The 19,962-nt window shown below is 49.3% G+C and carries 16 protein-coding genes; all 16 read left to right on the top strand.

The annotated features are described in order from the left end of the window. Positions 1-37 precede the first annotated feature (37 nt). The 16 genes from ACFPXP_RS07800 to rsgA all read left to right on the top strand — a co-directional run bounded on the left by ACFPXP_RS07800 (position 38) and on the right by rsgA (position 19,962). Positions 38-2,818 (top strand): calcium-transporting P-type ATPase, PMR1-type, encoded by a 2,781-nt coding sequence (locus ACFPXP_RS07800; protein ID WP_379893663.1) that lies wholly within the window; start codon positions 38-40, stop codon positions 2,816-2,818. A gap of 248 nt (positions 2,819-3,066) precedes the next feature. Further along, positions 3,067-3,906: a diaminopimelate epimerase gene (gene dapF, locus ACFPXP_RS07795; protein ID WP_379893662.1), complete on the top strand. Its 840-nt coding sequence runs from the start codon at positions 3,067-3,069 to the stop codon at positions 3,904-3,906. Between the two features lie 294 nt (positions 3,907-4,200). Next, complete coding sequence (locus tag ACFPXP_RS07790) at positions 4,201-6,096, top strand: bifunctional homocysteine S-methyltransferase/methylenetetrahydrofolate reductase (RefSeq protein WP_379893698.1); 1,896 nt, start codon at positions 4,201-4,203, stop codon at positions 6,094-6,096. Between the two features lie 64 nt (positions 6,097-6,160). Beyond that, positions 6,161-7,048, top strand: coding sequence for a YicC/YloC family endoribonuclease (locus tag ACFPXP_RS07785; RefSeq protein ID WP_379893661.1), 888 nt, complete (start codon positions 6,161-6,163; stop codon positions 7,046-7,048). A 59-nt stretch (positions 7,049-7,107) separates the two neighbouring features. After that, entirely contained in the window at positions 7,108-7,368 is a 261-nt protein-coding gene (gene remA, locus ACFPXP_RS07780) for an extracellular matrix/biofilm regulator RemA (RefSeq protein WP_379893660.1), read from the top strand. A gap of 15 nt (positions 7,369-7,383) precedes the next feature. Beyond that, the gene (gmk, locus tag ACFPXP_RS07775) at positions 7,384-7,995 is read left to right on the top strand and encodes a guanylate kinase (RefSeq protein WP_379893659.1); all 612 of its coding nucleotides are present in this window, start codon (positions 7,384-7,386) and stop codon (positions 7,993-7,995) included. A gap of 3 nt (positions 7,996-7,998) precedes the next feature. Beyond that, complete coding sequence (gene rpoZ, locus ACFPXP_RS07770) at positions 7,999-8,193, top strand: DNA-directed RNA polymerase subunit omega (RefSeq protein ID WP_379893658.1); 195 nt, start codon at positions 7,999-8,001, stop codon at positions 8,191-8,193. Positions 8,194-8,309: 116 nt separating this feature from the next. Beyond that, entirely contained in the window at positions 8,310-9,530 is a 1,221-nt protein-coding gene (gene coaBC, locus ACFPXP_RS07765) for a bifunctional phosphopantothenoylcysteine decarboxylase/phosphopantothenate--cysteine ligase CoaBC (protein WP_379893657.1), read from the top strand. Then, entirely contained in the window at positions 9,520-12,030 is a 2,511-nt protein-coding gene (gene priA, locus ACFPXP_RS07760; RefSeq protein ID WP_379893656.1) for a primosomal protein N', read from the top strand. Before coaBC ends, priA begins: the two co-directional genes overlap by 11 nt. A gap of 55 nt (positions 12,031-12,085) precedes the next feature. Further along, positions 12,086-12,562, top strand: a complete 477-nt coding sequence (gene def, locus ACFPXP_RS07755) for a peptide deformylase (protein WP_379893655.1) — start codon at positions 12,086-12,088, stop codon at positions 12,560-12,562. Continuing rightward, positions 12,555-13,526, top strand: a complete 972-nt coding sequence (gene fmt, locus ACFPXP_RS07750; RefSeq protein WP_379893653.1) for a methionyl-tRNA formyltransferase — start codon at positions 12,555-12,557, stop codon at positions 13,524-13,526. The genes def and fmt overlap by 8 nt, the downstream gene beginning before the upstream one ends. Next, the gene (gene rsmB / locus ACFPXP_RS07745; RefSeq protein ID WP_379893652.1) at positions 13,523-14,929 is read left to right on the top strand and encodes a 16S rRNA (cytosine(967)-C(5))-methyltransferase RsmB; all 1,407 of its coding nucleotides are present in this window, start codon (positions 13,523-13,525) and stop codon (positions 14,927-14,929) included. Before fmt ends, rsmB begins: the two co-directional genes overlap by 4 nt. 137 nt (positions 14,930-15,066) lie before the next feature. After that, positions 15,067-16,131: a 23S rRNA (adenine(2503)-C(2))-methyltransferase RlmN gene (rlmN, locus tag ACFPXP_RS07740; protein ID WP_379893651.1), complete on the top strand. Its 1,065-nt coding sequence runs from the start codon at positions 15,067-15,069 to the stop codon at positions 16,129-16,131. 8 nt (positions 16,132-16,139) lie between these two features. Further along, on the top strand, positions 16,140-16,901 hold the full coding sequence (locus ACFPXP_RS07735) for a Stp1/IreP family PP2C-type Ser/Thr phosphatase (RefSeq protein WP_379893650.1): 762 nt from the start codon (positions 16,140-16,142) through the stop codon (positions 16,899-16,901). 2 nt (positions 16,902-16,903) lie between these two features. Further along, positions 16,904-19,063 (top strand): Stk1 family PASTA domain-containing Ser/Thr kinase, encoded by a 2,160-nt coding sequence (gene pknB, locus ACFPXP_RS07730; protein ID WP_379893649.1) that lies wholly within the window; start codon positions 16,904-16,906, stop codon positions 19,061-19,063. Beyond that, complete coding sequence (gene rsgA / locus ACFPXP_RS07725; RefSeq protein ID WP_379893648.1) at positions 19,063-19,962, top strand: ribosome small subunit-dependent GTPase A; 900 nt, start codon at positions 19,063-19,065, stop codon at positions 19,960-19,962. The genes pknB and rsgA overlap by 1 nt, the downstream gene beginning before the upstream one ends.

The raw sequence follows: 19,962 nt of genomic DNA, 5'->3' as shown, positions 1-19,962 counted from the left end.
TTTGTGCTAGTACAGGTTATTGGAGGGGAGTATTGGGATGAGTTCGAAAAAGTGGTTTCAAATGACCCCGCAACAAGCGCTTCAAAGCATGGATGTGCAGCCGCAGCAAGGACTTTCCTCAAAAGAAGTCAAACGGCGGCAAGAGCAGCACGGTCTCAATGTTCTAACGGAAGCAGACGGGGTGTCGCCAATCACTCTGTTTTTAAACCAATTCAAAGATTTTATGGTTTTGGTGCTGCTGGGTGCGACACTGATTTCGGGACTGCTCGGTGAGTATTTAGATGCGATTACGATCATTGCCATTATTTTCATTAACGCCATTCTGGGATTTGTGCAGGAGTTTCGGGCGGAAAAATCGTTAAGAGCGCTGAAAGAGCTCTCTGCCCCCATGGCCAAAGTGATGCGCGATGGTCAAGTGATGGGTGTACCCGCCGCGGAATTGGTTCCGGGAGATATTGTCCTGCTGGAAAGCGGGGATCGGGTGCCTGCGGATATACGAATCCTGGAGGAAAGCGGCTGCTATATTGAGGAATCGGCGTTGACGGGTGAATCCGTACCGGTACATAAGCAAAGCGAAGCCATTGAGCAGGAGGATATTGGTCTAGGAGACCAAAGCAACATGGCGTTTATGGGTACGTTGGTGACGAGAGGAAGCTTCAAAGGGATCGTCATGGCGACGGGAATGAAAACCGAAATGGGGAAAATTGCCGACCTGATTCAAAATACGGACGAGATGGAGACTCCGCTTCAGCATCGCTTAGAGCAGCTAGGAAAGATTCTGATCGTTATCGCGATCGCTTTAACCATTATGGTCGTCGTCGCAGGGATTCTGCACGGTCAGCCGACATACGGGATGTTCCTTGCAGGCGTCAGCTTAGCCGTAGCGGCCATACCTGAAGGGCTGCCGGCCATTGTCACGATTGCACTCGCACTGGGAGTGCAGCGAATGATCAAACGAAAGGCGATCGTTCGCAAGCTGCCTTCTGTAGAAACGCTCGGCTGCGCTTCCGTGATCTGTTCGGATAAAACCGGCACGCTCACCCAAAACAAAATGACGGTGACCCATTTATGGCTAGGCAATCAATTATACGAAGTGAGCGGTGAAGGGTATAAACCGTACGGGGATATTTTAAGCAATGGAAAAGCCGTTGACATTCGAGGCGATCAAGCACTTCGAAGACTGCTGCAAATTTCGGTGCTGTGTAACAATGCAGAGCTGACAGAAGTGTATCCTGAGCAGCGAAAGAAGCAAAAGCAACAGCTGGAATCCGAATGGAAAATAAATGGGGATCCTACAGAAGGAGCGCTCATCGTACTGGCTGCCAAGGCAGGTATGACAAAGCAGTCGATAGAGGGGCTTTATCAACGGGAAGCGGAATTTCCGTTTGATTCCGAACGTAAGCGAATGTCTGTTGTAGTGCAGCATCAAGGCGGCCGGCTCGCTTTTGTGAAGGGAGCTCCGGATGTAGTCGTCGAGCAGTGCAGTTATATATTGTGGGAAGGAAAGGTGATTCCTTTCACACAGACCTTGAAGCAGAAGGTGCTTGCCGCCAATGAGGCGATGGCACGATCGGCTTTAAGGGTTCTAGGGCTATCCTATCGCGAAGTGAAGCCAAGCGAGGTTTGCGGAAGTGAAGCGGAAGTCGAATCGCAGCTCGTATTCGTCGGTTTGACGGGCATGATCGATCCGCCGCGTAAAGAAGTGAAGCAGGCGATCGCGAAATGTAAGCGCGCAGGCATTCGCACTGTGATGATTACCGGCGATCATAAAACGACGGCCGAAGCGATTGCCCATCAGCTGGGGATGCTTCCGCAAAAGGGCATGGTGATTGACGGCAGACAGCTTTCAGCCATGAGTGATGAAGAGCTGGAGAAGCGGGTAGAGGATATTTACGTTTATGCACGTGTATCTCCGGAGCATAAGCTGAGAATTGTAAAGGCGCTGCAGAATAAAGGGCACGTTGTGGCTATGACGGGCGACGGCGTCAACGATGCGCCGGCGATTAAGGCATCGGATATCGGTATTGCCATGGGCTTCACAGGAACAGATGTATCCAAGGAAGCCTCATCGCTTATCTTAAGTGATGACAATTTTGCGACGATAGTATCAGCCATTGAAGAAGGACGCGGAATTTACGAGAATATTCGCAAATTTATTCGTTACTTGCTGGCGTCTAATGTGGGTGAGATATTAGTCATGTTTTTTGCAATGATGGCGGGATTGCCGCTGCCGCTCGTACCGATTCAGATATTGTGGGTCAATTTGGTCACCGACGGGTTACCAGCGATGGCACTTGGAGTGGATCCGTCAGAAAGCGATTTGATGGAGCAGAAACCGCGTCCGGCCAAAGAAAATATTTTCGCACGCCGTCTTGGATGGAAAATTATAAGCCGCGGTATTCTTATAGGTATTTGCACGTTAGCCGCGTTCTGGCTTACGCTCCGGGAAAACCCAGGAGATGCGGGTCAATTGATGAAGGCACAGACCGTCGCTTTTGCAACGCTGGTCATGGCGCAGCTGATTCATGTATTCGACTGCCGCAGCTCGCGTTCGATTTTCCAACGCAACCTATTTGAAAACAAGTTTTTGGTGGCGGCTGTTGTTTCCTCGGCGCTGCTCATGCTGCCGGTGTTGTATATGGATGCGCTGCAGCCGATCTTTAAAACCGTTGACCTTATGTTAAGAGATTGGGCATTAGTATTCGTATTTGCCGGTATTCCAACCTTCTTGATGGGGATCGGAAGCGTGATGAAAGGATCTCCGAAAAACAAGAAACGTTCGATTCGCTACAGTTCGCAGCCAACCGCACGTTCGTAATAGCTGTACCTCCAAGGCATCCGCTGGCCGATCAGCATTAGCATCAAGCTGAATCGGCCTGATGGCGATGCCTTTTCCTATAGAGGACCGTATGACCGCTTTGCTGCTGCACCAGCAGAGCGTATATGCATGAAAGTACAAAAAGTTATACGCCTAGTGCCTGTGTTTATTCCTTTCCGTTCGGTATTCTATGGATATAGACAACATCAGCGATATGCTGCTGGATGGGGAGTGAAGGGGAAATGGATATGAATTTTACAAAAATGCACGGCTTGGGCAATGACTTTATTGTAGTGGAAGCTGACGCGCTGCCGGGTAACGCAGCGGAGCTGGCTGTTACATATTGCGATCGGAATTTCGGGATCGGGGCGGACGGACTCGTTTTTATTTTGCCTTCTGATTCAGCCGATGCGATGATGAGAATTATGAATTCGGACGGATCGGAAGCAGAGCAATGCGGGAACGCCATTCGGTGCGTCGCGAAATATTTGTATGATCGGAAGAGAGTAGAACGCGCAGAAATTTCGATTCAAACGATCGGCGCGGGAGTGCAGCAGGTTCAAATCGTCGAACAGCATGGCAATGGATCGGCGAAGCTAGTGAAAGTGGATATGGGTCAACCGATTCTGGAAGGATTGCAGGTACCGACCACGATCGATCAGAATCCTGTAGTGAAGCACCGTATTGAGGCGGACGGAAGAAGCTTCGAATTTACCGCGGTTTCGATGGGCAATCCGCATTGTGTCATCTATGTAGAGGATGCCGTTCACTTCGATCTGCTGGAATGGGGGCCGAAGCTGGAAGTTCATCCTTATTTTCCGAAAAAGATCAATGTAGAGTTTGCTACCGTAAAATCAAAAAGCCATATCGACATGCGTGTGTGGGAGAGAGGAGCGGGTCCGACATTGGCTTGCGGAACAGGCGCCTGCGCCACGCTCGTGTCATCTGTGTTGAATGGACTTACGGATAGACAGGCAACCATATCCTTAAAGGGCGGCGATTTGTTCATTGAGTGGAGTGAAGCGGACGGACATGTTTACATGACCGGCCCTGCAGAGGCTGTCTATCAAGGAACGTTTGCAGTATAGTATTTGAATAGCTTAATGATAGGGCGGAAGGAATCTTCTGCTCTATTTTTATATGAAAGCTTAGGTCCCGCTTGACTTCATTTGAACAGGTCTAAATACGTTCATTTGCTTGTAAAAATAGCAGAAGAGAGCTTCAAATCTATTGTTCCTTTCCCCTAAACGTGGTATTGTAAAAATAATTTTGATAGAAGAAGAGCGGCGGCGCCGTGCGCCAATAGTCGCTTTCTCTGGCTTGGATTAGAAGGAAATTATAATCCCGCTGCAGTTGGCGGAGAGGATGCAGAGGTGAGCACGGTGGAGAAAGATTTGAGAAGCGTATTAAAAAAACAGATTCTCGTGGGCGATGGCGCGATGGGAACGTTTTTATATCAACAGGGTTTTCCAGTCGGTATTTCTTATGAAGAGCTGAATATAACGAATCCGTCGGTCATTGCCGACGTTCATCGACAATATTATGAAGCGGGCGCGCGAGTCATTGAAACGAATACATTTACGGCTACCCGTGAGAAGCTGTCCAAATTCGGTTTGGAGAGCGAGGTTGAGGCGATCAACCGCGCAGGGGTTCGAATTGCTAGAGAAGCCGTAGGGCAGGATGCCTTTGTTGTAGGAGCCGTAGGCTCCATTCGTGGAGGGAAAAAGAAAAATGTACTGCCTTCCATTATTGAGGAGGACTTTAGGCAGCAGGTGACAGCGCTGATTGAAGAAGGCGTGGACGGCATTTTGCTGGAAACCTTCTTTGATGTTGAAGAAATGATGATCGCGTTGAAATTGATCCGCAAGATGAGTGATTTGCCGGTCATCAGCCAATTCGCCGTTGAAGAGGCTGGAAGGACGACAGACGGATTTGACATGGTTCAGGCCTTTCGAATGGTGCTGGATGAAGGAGCCGATATCGTGGGATTTAACTGCAGAAGTGGTCCGAACCGGATGCTTCGCAGTTTAGAAAGTGTAAGTGAGCTCGAAGGCACTCCGTTTTCCGTGTTCCCCAATGCGGGGATACCGGATTATGTTGATGGAAAATATATGTATGCTGCGACTCCAGAATATTTTGCTGACAATGCCCTGAAATTTGCCCGTTTGGGTGCACGAATTATCGGCGGGTGCTGCGGAACGACTCCAGCACACATTTCGGCAATGTCAAAAGCGCTTTCGGCGGCAGAAGCCCAAAGTCTTGAAGCAGTGCCGCAGGTTCAGCCGGAGCGGACCGAAAAATTCGAAGCGGGGAATTTTCCGAAGCCGTCACCTATTGAAATCACGAAGCTTGAAGCGCCTTCCTTGCTGGAACAGGTGAAGCAGCGCCACACCGTTATCGTGGAGCTGGATCCGCCGAAGGATTTGAATATCGATAAGTTCATTGAAGGCTCGCTGGCGCTGAAAGCTGCAGGCGTGGACGCGGTTACGATGGCGGACAACTCGCTTGCGGTGACAAGAATGAGCAATTCGGCTCTAGCCTATCTGCTTCATGATAAGCTCGGAATTCGTCCTTTGGTTCACATCGCCTGCAGGGACCGGAATTTGATCGGGACGCAGTCCCACCTGATGGGCTTCCATGCGATGGGCATTGATCATGTGCTCGCCGTCACAGGGGATCCCGCCAAGTTCGGTGATTTGCCGGGTGCGAGCTCCGTGTATGATTTGACGTCGTTTGAAATTATTCGCATGATTAAGCAGCTGAATGAAGGGGTAGCATTCTCCGGCAAGCCGCTGAAGCAAAAAGCGAACTTCGTCGTAGGCGCCGCCTTTAATCCGAACGTAAAATATTTGGAGAAGGCTGTGCAGCGATTGGAACGCAAGGTAGAGGCCGGTGCGGATTATATTATGACACAGCCGGTTTATGATGCTCGTCTGATCGAACAAATTTATGAAACCACGAAGCATTTGAATGTGCCGATCTTCATCGGCATCGCTCCACTGGCCAGCGGTGGCAATGCGGAGTATTTGCATAATGAAGTGCCAGGAATTCAGCTGTCCGATGAAGTACTCAACCGCATGAAAGGCTTGAAGGGTGAAGAAGGACGGGCCATGGGAATTCAAATTGCCAAAGAGCTTCTCGACACCGTTGTACAGTATTTTAACGGCATCTATTTAATGACTCCATTTATGGCATATGACATGACGGTGAAGCTGACGAAGTATGTGTGGGAAATTACCAAACGCCCTGATTTTCACTTGTACCCGCTCACAAAATAAACTACAATAGGTTAATGAATCAATGAATTTCAGGTCTTTTGGGATTCATTAGGATGTGATGCGTATGCTGTATAGCATGACCGGATTTGGACTTGCGGAAAGCCAAGCTGAAGGCTTTCGGATGAAGGTCGAAATCAAATCCGTCAATCATAGATATTTGGAAGTGACCGTTCGAACAACCGATCGGGAATGGATATATTTAGAGGACGGAATTAGACGAACGCTTCAGGAGCGAATCAAGCGGGGACGTGTGGACGTTCATGTCACGATTGCATTCGACGCTTCTTCCGAGAAGCATTGGGAAATTGATTGGGCCGCCGCGGACGGGTATGTTCAGGCAGCTAGACAGCTTCAGGCGAAATATGAGTTAGACGGGAACCTGACTCTTCAAGATTTGCTTAACCAGCCTCAACTTCTTCGGTTGGAAGAGCGTGCTTCAGGTGCTGAAGCTGTCGTCGAGCCACAATTTATGAAGTGCTTGGACCGTGCAATCGAGGCTTTGCTGCAAATGCGTCAGGCGGAAGGAGCCCATCTTCGAGATGATCTCCTCAGACGACTCGCCTCTGTAGAGGCAATCTGCAGGCGCATGACAGAGCTGCAGCCGGCTGCAGAGGAGCAGATGCGCCAAAGACTAAGGCAGCGAATTGAGAACCTCCTGCAGGATGAAGAAGCTTTTGACGACAATCGCTTTGCGATGGAAGTGGCTCTCATGACGGAAAAGGCGGACATTACGGAAGAACTGACAAGACTTCAAAGCCATATCTCGCAGTTGAAGGGTTTACTGGATGTGAGGGAGCCTGTAGGAAGAAAGATCGACTTTCTCATTCAGGAGATGAACCGAGAGATTAATACGATCGGTTCCAAGTCCCACGCGTTAGAGATTATTCAGAGTGTTGTTGACTTGAAATCCGAGTTAGAGAAGATTCGGGAACAAGTACAAAATATTGAATAATCATCCCGTAAATGTATAGGACAACGGATAGGTGTGAATAAGTAAAGGGAGGAACAGTAATGGCAATCAAGCTCATCAACATTGGTTTTGGAAATATCGTTTCCGCGAATCGGATTATTTCCATTGTAAGCCCGGAATCCGCACCGATCAAAAGGATTATTCAAGAAGCGCGAGACCGGCATATGCTTATTGACGCTACATATGGACGCCGTACTCGTGCGGTGATCATTACGGATAGTGACCATGTGATTCTTTCAGCCGTCCAGCCCGAAACGGTTGCGCACCGGTTAACTGCGAAAGATGACGACCAAGATGAATAGAGAAGTGGGGAAATAATGGAAAAAGGCATTCTCATCGTATTATCCGGCCCGTCCGGTGTCGGAAAAGGAACAGTTTGCTCTGCATTAAGACAACGCATCAAGGATCTGACCTATTCCATTTCCGCGACGACCCGAGCTCCTAGACCCGGAGAAAAGGACGGCGTCAATTATTTTTTTAAAACGAAAGAACAGTTCCAATCGATGATTGAGCAGGACGAACTGTTGGAATGGGCAGAGTATGTAGGAAACTACTATGGCACTCCAGCCGGATTTGTGCGAGATACGCTGGACAGCGGGAAAGATATTATATTGGAAATTGAAGTACAGGGTGCTCTAAAGGTCCGAGATAAGTTTCCGGAGGGCGTATTTATTTTTCTCATTCCTCCCTCTTTAAACGAGCTTCAAACCCGCATCCAAAACCGCGGTACGGAAACCGAGGAAACGATCCGCAATCGAATGTCCGTAGCCAAGGAAGAATTAGGCATGATGATGAAGTACGATTATGTGGTCGTGAATGATGAAATCGATTTGGCATGTTCTCGCATCGAGTCGATTTTAACGGCAGAGCATTGTAAAAGGGAACGTGTTATGCCTGCAATTAAAAAAAGAATACTTGAGGTGAATTGATTTATGCTTTATCCTTCAATCGATGAATTGGAAACCCAAGTGGGAAGCAAATATTCTTTAGTCGTTGCCGCATCCAGAAGAGCGAGACTGCTGAGAGACGGGGCAGCGAGTCAATTGCAAACTCCTAGATCTCACAAATTTGTGGGCAGAGCGTTGGAAGAAATTTATCATCATATGGTGACGGTAGAAGAAAAGTAATGCAATGAATGTAACAACCTTTATGGTTGTTATTTTTCTTTCTGAGCTTGTTTCGGTCGACCTGGACAGTCGGCCAGTGGAACGACGATAGTGATGGCATGGGAGTGGTGAAACGAATGCTGAAAGGAAAAAGAATCATAGTAGGGGTCAGCGGCGGCATTGCCAGCTATAAAGCAATAACCCTATGCAGCTTGCTGTATAAAGCGGGAGCCGATGTGAAGGTGATTTTAACAGAGTCGGCGACGAAGTTTGTAACTCCACTTACGTTTCAAACGATAGCCCGCGGCAACGTGTATACAGACACGTTCGAGGAACGGGATCCGAAAGTGATTGCGCATATCGATGTTGCGGATCATGCTGATTTGGTCATCGTTGCACCGGCTACCGCGAATATCATCGCCAAGATGGCTCACGGTTTGGCGGACGATATGCTCAGTACAACGCTTCTTGCTACGACAGCGCCGATCTTGCTGTCTCCGGCGATGAATGTACATATGCTTGCCCACCCGGCTGTTCAGCACAATTTGCGGCTGCTCTCTGAGCGCGGAGTACAGGTGATTGACCCGGCTGAAGGACAGCTTGCCTGCGGCTATACGGGGAAAGGACGGCTGCCGGAGCCAGAGCAATTACTGCAGGCGATTGAGTCTTATTTCAGCCAGCACCTGCTGCTGCGCGGCCGTAAGGTGCTCATAACAGCGGGCGGGACGCGTGAGCGGCTTGATCCTGTTCGTTATTTGGGCAATGATTCCTCCGGAAAGATGGGGTTCGCTCTCGCCGAAGCTGCGGTGCAAATGGGAGCAGAGGTAACGTTAATTGCCGCAGCATCCTCTCTGCCCGTCCCTGCAGGCGTTCATCTTGTGCGTGTCGAATCGGCACAGGAAATGTACGGACAGGTCATGCAGCACTTCGATCAAACGGACTATGTATTTAAGGCCGCGGCGGTTGCAGATTACCGGCCGGTCGTACGTGAAATGAAAAAAAGAAAAAAAGGTTCCGAACGATGGGTCATTGAATTGGAACGGACGACCGATATACTGGAAACGATCGGAAAGCAGAAGCAGCACCAATTCGTCGTCGGCTTCGCTGCTGAGACGGAAGCATTAGAACATTACGCAATGGATAAGCTGCGAAGAAAAAACTGTGATTTGGTTGTGGCCAACGATGTCAGCCAAGAAGGTGCGGGCTTCAACTCTGATACGAATATTGTGAGCATATATGGTGAAGAAGGATGCGTTTTGTCCCTTCCGATGATGTCCAAATTGGAGGTGGCCCGACAATTGCTGAAGCTGGCCATGATCCGGAAAGGAGATCAAGGAGGCGGGGCACATGTTCGTTGAAGTCATCGTCGACGTTCCTGCCAAGCAAACAGACCGCCCGTTCGATTATCGCGTACCGGCTGCATTGGTCCCTATGGTAGAAATTGGCAGCCGTGTCGGTGTTCCTTTTGCGGGAAGAGTGCTGCAAGCCTTTGTGATCGGCATCAAATCGCAGACGGAGGTTCCTGCAAACAAAATAAAAGACATTTCGGAGGTGCTCGATCCGTATCCCGTGCTTACACCGGATTTGGTCGAGCTGTCGGAATGGATGAGCCATAAATATTTATGTTCTCGCATTTCTTGTATATTAGCGATGATTCCGAGCGCTTTGAAAGCGAAGTATGAAAGAAGGCTGAGTGTTCGGCCCGATGTTTCCATCTCGGAATTGACACAATCTGAACAAGAGATTGCAGCTTGGGTGCAGGCTAAAAAGGAAATCACATTAGAAGCTTTGCTGGAACAATTTGCGGGCTCCGCTGGAGCAATTCGCCGATTAATTGAAACGGACGTGCTGCTGGAGGAGCGAATGATTAAGAATCGCATGAAGGCAAAAACGCAGCGGATGGTTTTTCCTGCCGAAGATGTTGAGCTGTTAAGGGAAACATTGCTGCATACCTCCAAGCAAGCAGCCAGGCAGCGGGAATTGCTCGAGTATTTTATGGCCAATCCTGCTCCGATCTCATTGTCTGAACTGTCGGCACAGCTGCGAGTCAGCACAGCTGTTGTTCAATCTTTGGCGGAAAAGGGTGCGGTTGTCGTCAAAGACATCGAGGTACTGCGGGATCCTTACGCAGATCGGCACTTTGAGCCTTCAAAGCCGCTAAGATTAACGGAGGAACAGGAAAGCGTATTTACACAGATGAAAAAGGCGCTGCAGGAGAGAGAGCGTCACAGCGGCACTCCGATTCTGCTGCATGGGGTGACGGGCAGCGGTAAAACGGAAGTATATTTACAGATCATTGCCGAATGCCTCCAAAGAGGTGAAGAGGCCATCGTACTTGTGCCGGAAATATCATTGACACCTCAAATGGTGGAACGCTTTAAAGGCAGATTCGGTGATCGAGTGGCTGTTCTGCACAGCCGATTGTCCGGTGGCGAGCGGTACGATGAATGGCGCAAAATCCGAAGACGTCAGGCGCAGGTTGTCGTCGGCGCACGCAGTGCGATTTTCGCTCCTCTGGAGAAGCTGTCTCTCATTATTATGGATGAAGAGCATGAGAGTTCTTATAAACAGGAGGAAACACCGAAATATCATGCAAGAGACGCTGCATTAGAACGGGCGCGACTGCAGCGCGCTATTGTCATATTAGGATCGGCTACTCCATCGCTGGAAAGCTTTCGAGCTTCGGTCCCCTTGCAAAAATGGTCCACCGACCATCCGGAGGATGGCCAGCATGTATTAAGGTTGGAGCTGCCGCATCGAGTTGGAAATAGGCCGCTGCCTAAAGTGCAGGTGGTGGATATGCGGGGCGAGCTGCAAAGCGGGAATCGGTCTATGTTTAGCCGAAGCTTGCACAAGGCGATTGAGGAACGAATAGAGCGCAGGGAGCAGATCGTTCTGATGTTGAATCGGAGAGGATTCTCCACTTTCGTCATGTGCCGCTCCTGCGGGTATGTTGCGAATTGTCCACATTGCGACATTTCACTGACGTATCATCGGCATACGAAGCATATACGATGCCATTATTGCGGTTATACTGAACGGGAGCTGGAAAAGTGCCCAAGCTGCGACAGTCCGCACATTCGTTATTTCGGCACCGGGACGCAGCGGGTTGAGGAAGAGCTGGTGAAGCTGTTCCCCGGTATTCGTGTCATTCGTATGGATGTGGATACGACGACAGAGAAAGGATCGCATGAGAAATGGCTGCGTAAATTCGGGCAGAAACAGGCTGATGTCCTGCTTGGAACGCAGATGATTGCCAAGGGCTTGGATTTTCCGGATGTGACCTTGGTCGGTGTCATTGCAGCAGATACGGTACTTCATTTGCCGGATTTCCGTTCCGCAGAGCGAACGTTTCAGCTGCTCACACAAGTCGCAGGCCGAGCAGGCCGGCACGAGCTGCCGGGTGAAGTCATTATTCAGACTTACGCGCCGGAACACTACAGTATAGAATTGGCGAAGCATCACGATTACGACAGCTTCGCCCGCAAGGAGCTGCAGCTTCGGCATTTGCGGGATTATCCGCCGTACTGCAGGCTGGTCTTATTCACTATAAGTCATGAAAAGGTACAGACCGCGCTCCGCTTCTCGGAGCATTTGGCGTCGGTCCTCAAGGAGACGCTGGATATGACGGCAGCTTCACAAAAGGAACGCGGCGCTCTTCGTTATGAAGTGCTGGGCCCCGTCGCTTCCCCCATTCCGAAGCTAAAAGATAGATATCGGTTTCAGTGCATGGTAAAATATCGGGGTACAGGTGATGTTTCTTCTGCACTCAAAGAAGCACTGGAACGCTGTGAGGAGGCTGCGAAAAGCTTCCAAGTTCAAGTTGCCACGGATGTCGATCCGTATATACTAATGTAAAATAATGATTACCCGCAACATCGTTGGGCAATCGTTCTCGAAAGGAGATTTCAAGATGTCTATACGCATCATCGTTAAAGAACCAGATCCTATTTTAAGAGAGAAGAGCAAGCCGGTCACGAAATTCAATGCCAACTTGCATAAATTGCTGGATGACATGGCAGAGACGATGTACGACGCTGCCGGTGTCGGTTTGGCCGCACCGCAAATCGGAATTTTAAAGAGAGTGATCGTACTGGATCCGCATGACGACAGCACGGGGCTCATTGAAATGGTCAACCCTGAAATCATCGAAAGCTCCGGTGAGCAGCTTGGCCCGGAAGGCTGCTTGAGTATTCCTGGAGTGAACGGCGATGTAAAGCGCCATTTTCATATCAAGGTCAAAGGTCAAGATCGGAACGGCAATGATATGGTCGTAGAGGCGGACGACTTTTTGGCCCGCATTTTCCAGCATGAAATTGACCATTTGAATGGGGTTTTGTTCACGGATATCGCCCTATCGATCTATGAAAGGGACGCTTCAGATGACTAAGCAGATGGCGGCAAACATTTTGTTTATGGGTACTCCGGATTTTGCAGTTCCCTGCTTAGAGGCCCTACTCCATGAGGGGTACTCTATTAAAGCGGTCGTGACGCAGCCGGATCGGCCTAAGGGACGAAAAAAGGTGCTAACACCTCCGCCGGTAAAGGAAGTAGCGCTAAAGCATGGGCTGCCCGTGCTTCAGCCGGAAAAGGTGAAGCATGCATTGGACGAAATTGCAGCGCTGGAACCGGATTTGATTGTGACTGCCGCATACGGACAAATTTTGCCGAAAGCACTGCTGGATCTTCCTCGCCTCGGTGCTATCAATGTGCATGCTTCTTTGCTGCCGAAGTATAGAGGGGCCGCGCCGATTCAGTATGCGATTATGAACGGAGATTCGGTGACGGGTGTGACAATCATGTATATGGAAGAAGGTTTGGATACAGGGGATATGATCAGTAAGGTGGAAATACCGATCGGCCGAGAAGATGATGCGGGAACGATGTTTGACGTTTTAAGCCATGCAGGCGCGAAACTGCTGATGGATACGCTGCCTGGTTTGCTGAGCGGATCGCTTCAAGCTGAGCCGCAAAACGACGAGGAGGCTACATACGCGAAGACGATCAAGCGTGAGGATGAGCGGATTGATTGGACCCGTACATCGAACGAAATATACAATCATGTTCGGGCGCTTTCTCCGTGGCCGGGTGCTTTCACAACATGGAACGGTGAGGTATTTAAAATTTGGAGCGCCGATGATCCTGAGAAAACTACCGCAGCTGGTGATGACACGAAGAGTGCTCCGGGAACCGTACTTCAGGCTGCAGAGGGTATTCTTACGGTACGAACCGGCGACGGTGCTTTGCGGCTGAAGGAAATTCAGCCAGCCGGTAAAAAACGAATGAATGTCGAATCGTTTTTGACGGGCAAAGGAATTCAGACGGGTACTTTGCTTGGAGGGCATGAATTATGAGTACCCAAAAATCGGGCCACCCAAAACAGCGCAGCTTTAAACCGCTAACTCCAAGGGAAGCGGCATTGGACATTTTGACGTCGATTGAAGAACAGAAGGCATACAGCAATCTGTTATTGAATCAAACATTGCAGAAACAGAAGTGGAGTCCGCAGGATTCCGCTTTTATTACGGAGCTGGTTTACGGTACGGTGCAAAGACTGAACACGATCGATTACGTACTCAGCCGTTTTGTTACCAAGGGATTGTCTAAGTTGGCACCATGGGTACGCGCACTGCTTCGAATGAGCGTCTATCAAATCCGATATTTAGACCGGGTACCTGATCATGCGGTCGTGAATGAATCCGTGCAGACGGCCAAGAAGAGAGGACACCAAGGTATTTCTGGGATGGTCAATGGGGTACTTCGTAATTTGCTGCGAACGAAAGATGCTTTTGACTTGGACAGTTCCCTGCCGGAGGCGGAACGCATTTCACTGGCACATTCCCATCCACTTTGGATGATCGAGGATTGGATTCAGCAGTATGGCGCCGAAACTGCAGCAAGAATGGCTGAGGCGAACAATGTCCCTCCTTCTCTAAGCCTTCGGGTCAATCGTTTGCGAGCCACAAGAGAGGAAGTCGTTAAGAAGCTGCAGGAGGACGGACGCCAAGTTCGCCCTTCTTTATTGAGTGAATGGGGGATTGTTGCAGAGAAGTCCGGAAACTTAGCGCTGCATCCATTGTTCCTGGAGGGAAAGTATTCGGTACAGGACGAGAGCTCCATGCTCGTTGCTCAAATGGTAGACCCACAGCCAGGTATGATGGTGTTGGACTGCTGTTCTGCACCGGGAGGGAAATCCGCCCATATGGCGGAATGGATGCAAAATAAGGGCCAAGTGATCGCCAATGATATTCATCCGCATAAGGAAAAGCTCATTCGGGATCAAATGCAGAGGTTGGGTTTAACCTGTGTGAAAACGAATGTTTCCGACGCATCGAAGCTGGGCAGCCAGTTTCCTGCTCAAAGCTTTGACCGCATTCTGCTGGATGCGCCGTGCTCCGGCCTGGGAGTCATTCGCCGTAAGCCGGACTTGAAATGGATGAAGAACCGAGAGGAATTGAAGGGACTTCCTCCTTTGCAGGTGAAATTGCTGGAAGAAGCAGCACCTTTGCTGAAAATTGGCGGATTTTTGGTCTACAGCACGTGTACGGTGGAATATGCTGAGAATGTAGGCGTCGTACAAGCATTTCTGGAGAAGCATCCCGAATTTAAGCTGGATCAAAGCATGAGCAAGCTGCTGCCGCCGCTAGTTACGGAAAACATGAGTGCTGAAGAATTGAATCAAGGATATGTTCAAATTCTGCCGCATCAATATCACTCGGACGGCTTCTTTATAGCACGGCTTTGCAGAACGTGTTAAAATGGGTAGGATTAGCAACAATAATGTTGATGGGACATTACTTTCGGGCGAGGCGAGAGGACTATGATTGTTCCTATGTGCATTCGATCCTAAAGCTGACCATGAAATTGTAAAATAGACAGGTTGTGATGACGTAAATGAAAACGATAGCCGAACCGAAAAACTTTATTTATAATATGACCCTTGAGCGATTGCAGGATTGGCTTCTTGAACAGCAGGAGCCGACTTTTCGCGCGGCGCAAATATTTGACTGGCTGTACGTAAAGCGAATTAACAATTTCGATGAAATGACGAATTTGCCCAAGACGCTTCGTGAAAAATTAAGCAAGCATTTCGAATTCGTAACGCTGGATGAGATTACGAAGTTGGAATCGAAGGACGGTACCGTTAAATTTCTATTTGGCTTGCATGACGGTCATGCGATTGAGACCGTTCTGATGAAACATAACTATGGCAACAGCGTTTGCGTGACTACGCAGGTCGGATGCCGCATCGGGTGTACGTTTTGTGCTTCCACACTAGGTGGGTTGAAGCGAAATCTAAATGCAGGGGAAATTGTGGCCCAGGTTGTTCAGGCACAAAAAATGCTGGATCCGTCGGGTGAGCGTGTCAGCAGCATCGTGATTATGGGATCGGGTGAGCCTTTTGAAAATTATGATGCGACGATGGATTTTCTGCGCATTATGATTCATGAAAAAGGACTTCACATTGGTCAAAGACATATCACTGTCTCGACAAGCGGAATTGTTCCGAGCATGTACAAATTCACGGATGAAAACACGCAAATTAATTTGGCTATCTCCATCCATGCCCCGAACGATAAACTTAGATCCAAACTGATGCCGGTCAATCGCAGATTTCCGTTTGCCGATGTCATCGCGGCCTGCAAGCATTATATCGAGAAGACCGGACGAAGAATTACTTTTGAATATGCGCTGATTGGCGGAGTGAACGATCAGCCAGAGCATGCCGAGGAGCTGGCCCAGGTGCTTGAGGGAATGCTCTGCCATGTCAATTTGATCCCAGTCAATTATGTGCCGGAAAGAAATTACGTCCGTACGCCGAGAGAAGATATTTTTGAATTTCAACGCATTTTGCAGCGGCATAATGTTAACACCACAATCCGGAGGGAACAAGGCCACGATATCGCAGCAGCCTGCGGTCAGCTGCGGGCCAAGCATATGGAGTCCAACGCGAGGTGAAGAGTGGGATGAGAGCGGTAAGCAAGTCTGATGTGGGGAAAATTCGCAGTGTCAATGAAGACCGTTCATTGGTCGTTCTCGATATGAACGGTCTGACCTTGGCGGTTGTTGCGGACGGCATGGGCGGACATCAAGCCGGTGAGGTCGCCAGCGAAGAAGCCATTCGTACCTTGGAGAAGCAGTTGTCCGCCAGTCAAATCCGACCGGATATGCCAATGGATCGGATGGAGCAGACATTAATTCGCGCGATGGAAGAAGCGAATCGCACAGTTTTCCAGCAGTCGCAGAACAACTCGGAGCTGCTGGGTATGGGCACAACAATGGTTGCTGTTCTAGCGGATCATGTCTCTTGGATGATCGGACATGTGGGGGACAGCCGGGCTTATAAATTGACAGATGATGCATTGGAGCAGATTACTGAAGATCATTCGTTAGTTAATGAGTTGTTGAAGCGCGGACAGATTACGATGGAAGAAGCAGTGAACCATCCCCGCAAAAATGTGCTGACCCGCGCACTGGGGACGGATTCCACAGTCACGATCGATACGTATTGGGGTACTTGGAACGAAGGAGACTACTTATTGATTTGCAGTGACGGCTTGAGCAATTTGGTGAACGAAGAGCAAATGCTGTCTATCGTGAAATCGGAATCACCACTTGAGGAAAAAGCGGATTTGCTGGTGAAGCAAGCGATGGATGCAGGCGGTGACGACAACATTACCGTCGTATTGTTGGAAAATCTACTAAACGGTGAAGTGAAGGAGGGTTAATATTGATAGGCACTAGGTTAAGCGGCCGATATGAGATATTGGAGCGTATTGGCGGTGGAGGCATGGCTATCGTATACAAAGCCCTTGATGTGCTGCTTCATCGTCATGTTGCCGTAAAGGTGCTGCGCCAGCAATTTGTGCATGATGAAGATTTTATTCGTCGTTTTCGCAGAGAAGCGCAAGCAGCCGCTTCGCTGTCTCATCCGAATGTCGTGAGTATCTACGACGTCGGACAGCAGGAAGACGTCCATTATATTATTATGGAATATGTAGAAGGCAGCACGCTGAATGAAAAGATCAAGGAACAGGCGCCGATTCCCGTGGAAGAAGCGGTGCATATCGCGGCGCAAATTTGCGATGCGTTAGAGCATGCCCATCATAATCAAATTATACATCGGGATATTAAGCCCCATAACATATTAATTGGTAAAAATGGAAGAGTAAAGGTGACGGATTTCGGGATTGCCCGTGCGGCTTCCAATTCGGACTTGACACAAACCGGCTCCGTGCTCGGTTCCGTTCATTATTTTTCTCCAGAGCAGGCCAAAGGAGTTGCGCAGGGCGAAAAATCAGATTTGTATTCATTAGGCATTGTTTTATATCAAATGTTAACGAATCGCCTGCCTTTCCTCGGCGAAAGCCCGATCAGTGTAGCGCTGAAGCATCTGCAAGAAAATGTAGAGGATCCGCGCTCGATCAATCCGTCAATACCTCAAAGCGTAGAGAATATTATTTTGAAGGCGCTGCGAAAAGACCCTGAAGAACGTTACCAGACAGCTGAACAAATGCTCCATGACCTGGAGACATGTCTTCTGGATCACAGACGCAATGAACCCAAGGCGTTTTTTGATGAAGATGAGGATGACGAGAAGACGATCGTCATGCCCGCGATTAGGCATCCGTCTACAGGTCAGAAGGCGGATTCAGCTGTTACGGACCCAGCCGCCCCCAGCATTCCCGCAGATAGAGTTACGGAAAATCCGGGAGGCCCCGCTGCAGCTAAAAAAAGCAGAAAGCCATGGGTTAAGCCGACAGTCATTATCGGAGTCACCGTGCTCGTCCTGCTGCTGATGTGGTACGGCGTCATGTCCGTCAGGAATATGCTCACGGTTCCTGAAGTGAAGGTGCCGACCGTAACCGGCATGACGCTGGAGCAGGCGGAAGAAGAATTGGAAAAGTACAATTTAAAAGCCGATCCGATTGAAGAGGTCTTCAGCGAGGAATTTGAGGCTGGTGTCGTCATGGAGCAGAGCGAGCAGGATATTACGGTGAAAGAGGGCTCATCTATTGGCCTGACCGTAAGCAAAGGTGAAGAATTGCTGATGATGGAGGATTATATCGGCGAGAAATGGGAAGATGTAGAAGAAGAGGTGCGAAGTCTCGTTCGAACGGATGATCAAATCGAGGTCAAGCAAGATTACAGCGATGAGGAACCGGGAACGATCATTGGACAAACGCCGGAGGAAGGCGAAGAGTTCAATCCGAACAAAGCCGAGATCGTGATCACTATCAGCCAAGGAGAGCAGACGATCCCTATGCCGAATGTCATCGGTGAACCTTTAGCTGAGGCACAAAGCATATTGCTGAAGAATGGTTTGGATTACGATGAGGATGATATCGAATATGTTCCAGATTTCAATGTACCGAAAAATGAGGTTATTGATCAACATCCATTCAAGGAAGGCGAACCAGTAGAGCCTGGTACGAAGATTAAGCTCTTCGTCAGCTCTGGTTATCCCGAAGGGACATTGGAGCCGGAGCAATTAATTGAGGTATCGCCTGAGGTTGTCGGTGAATCATCCAATGTGCGAATCGTGATCAGCGATGCGCGAGGAAACGATAAGGAATGGGCGAATCAGGACATTACGACGGAGACGTTGTTCCGAATTAAGGTGCTGGTAACGCCAGAGAAGAATGCAACGATTACGGTGTATCGCAATGATGCGCTATACGACAGCTGGACGGTTACCTACAAGGATGCAGAAGAAGGCAACACATCCGGCACGCGCAGGAGAAACGATGATGGCGAAGGCAATGGTAACGGCAATGGTAACGGAAATGGAAATAACCATGAGACAGAAGAGTTTCAAAGCAATGAGAATACAGTAGATCAAATCTTAGACGGTCTGAATGGAGACCCAAGTGACGGAGGACAGGATTAATGCCAGAAGGGCTCATTATTAAGGCATTAAGCGGATATTATTATGTGCTTCCTGAAGAAGCTCAGGAACATCGAGTTATTACCTGCAGAGCGCGAGGCGTATTCAAGAAAAGAGGACTCAGCCCGCTCGTTGGAGACCGTGTGAAATATGAGCTGTCAGGAGAGGCGGAAGGAACGGTGACGGAAATACTTCCGCGGAGGACCGAATTGATTCGGCCTCCGATGGCCAACGCGGAGACGGCGGTACTCGTCTTCTCTGTGGCGGAGCCGGATCTGAATCTGCAGCTGCTGGACAAGTTTCTGGTTCATGTGGAAAGTGCGGGTCTCCAGCCTTTTATTTGCTTTACCAAGCGTGATTTGATTCGTGACGAGAAGGGGAAGCACGAGGTTGATGCCGCAGAGCGGCTATACAGCGGAATCGGATACCCCGTATTTATCACGAGTGCTATTCACGGGATGGGCTTTGAGCCGGTGAAAGAAGCTTTAAAGGGGAAAATAGGCGTTTTCGCCGGACAATCCGGCGTCGGGAAATCATCGATGTTGAACGCACTTGTACCCGGCTTACGTCTGGAAACCAACGCGATTAGTCAGAAGCTGGGACGAGGCAAGCATACGACGAGACACGTCGAGCTGATCCGCTTGACAGACGATGCTTGGATTGCCGATACACCGGGGTTCAGCCAGCTTGATTTTATGGATCTGGAACCCGTGCAGTTAGGCAACTGCTTTGTTGAATTTGTTCCTTTTGCTGAAAGCTGCCGTTTTCGAGGCTGCTTGCATCACAATGAGCCCGGATGCAGCGTCATCGAGGCGGTAGAGCAAGGGCGGATCGCGTCCAGCAGATATAAGCATTACCTGATATTTTTGCAAGAAATGAAAGATAAGAAAAGGAGGTATTGA

The organism is Marinicrinis lubricantis (assembly GCF_042658665.1).
GTDB classification, from domain to species: Bacteria; Bacillota; Bacilli; order Paenibacillales; family KCTC-33676; genus Marinicrinis; species Marinicrinis lubricantis.
This window is presented reverse-complemented; position numbering and strand designations above follow the sequence as displayed.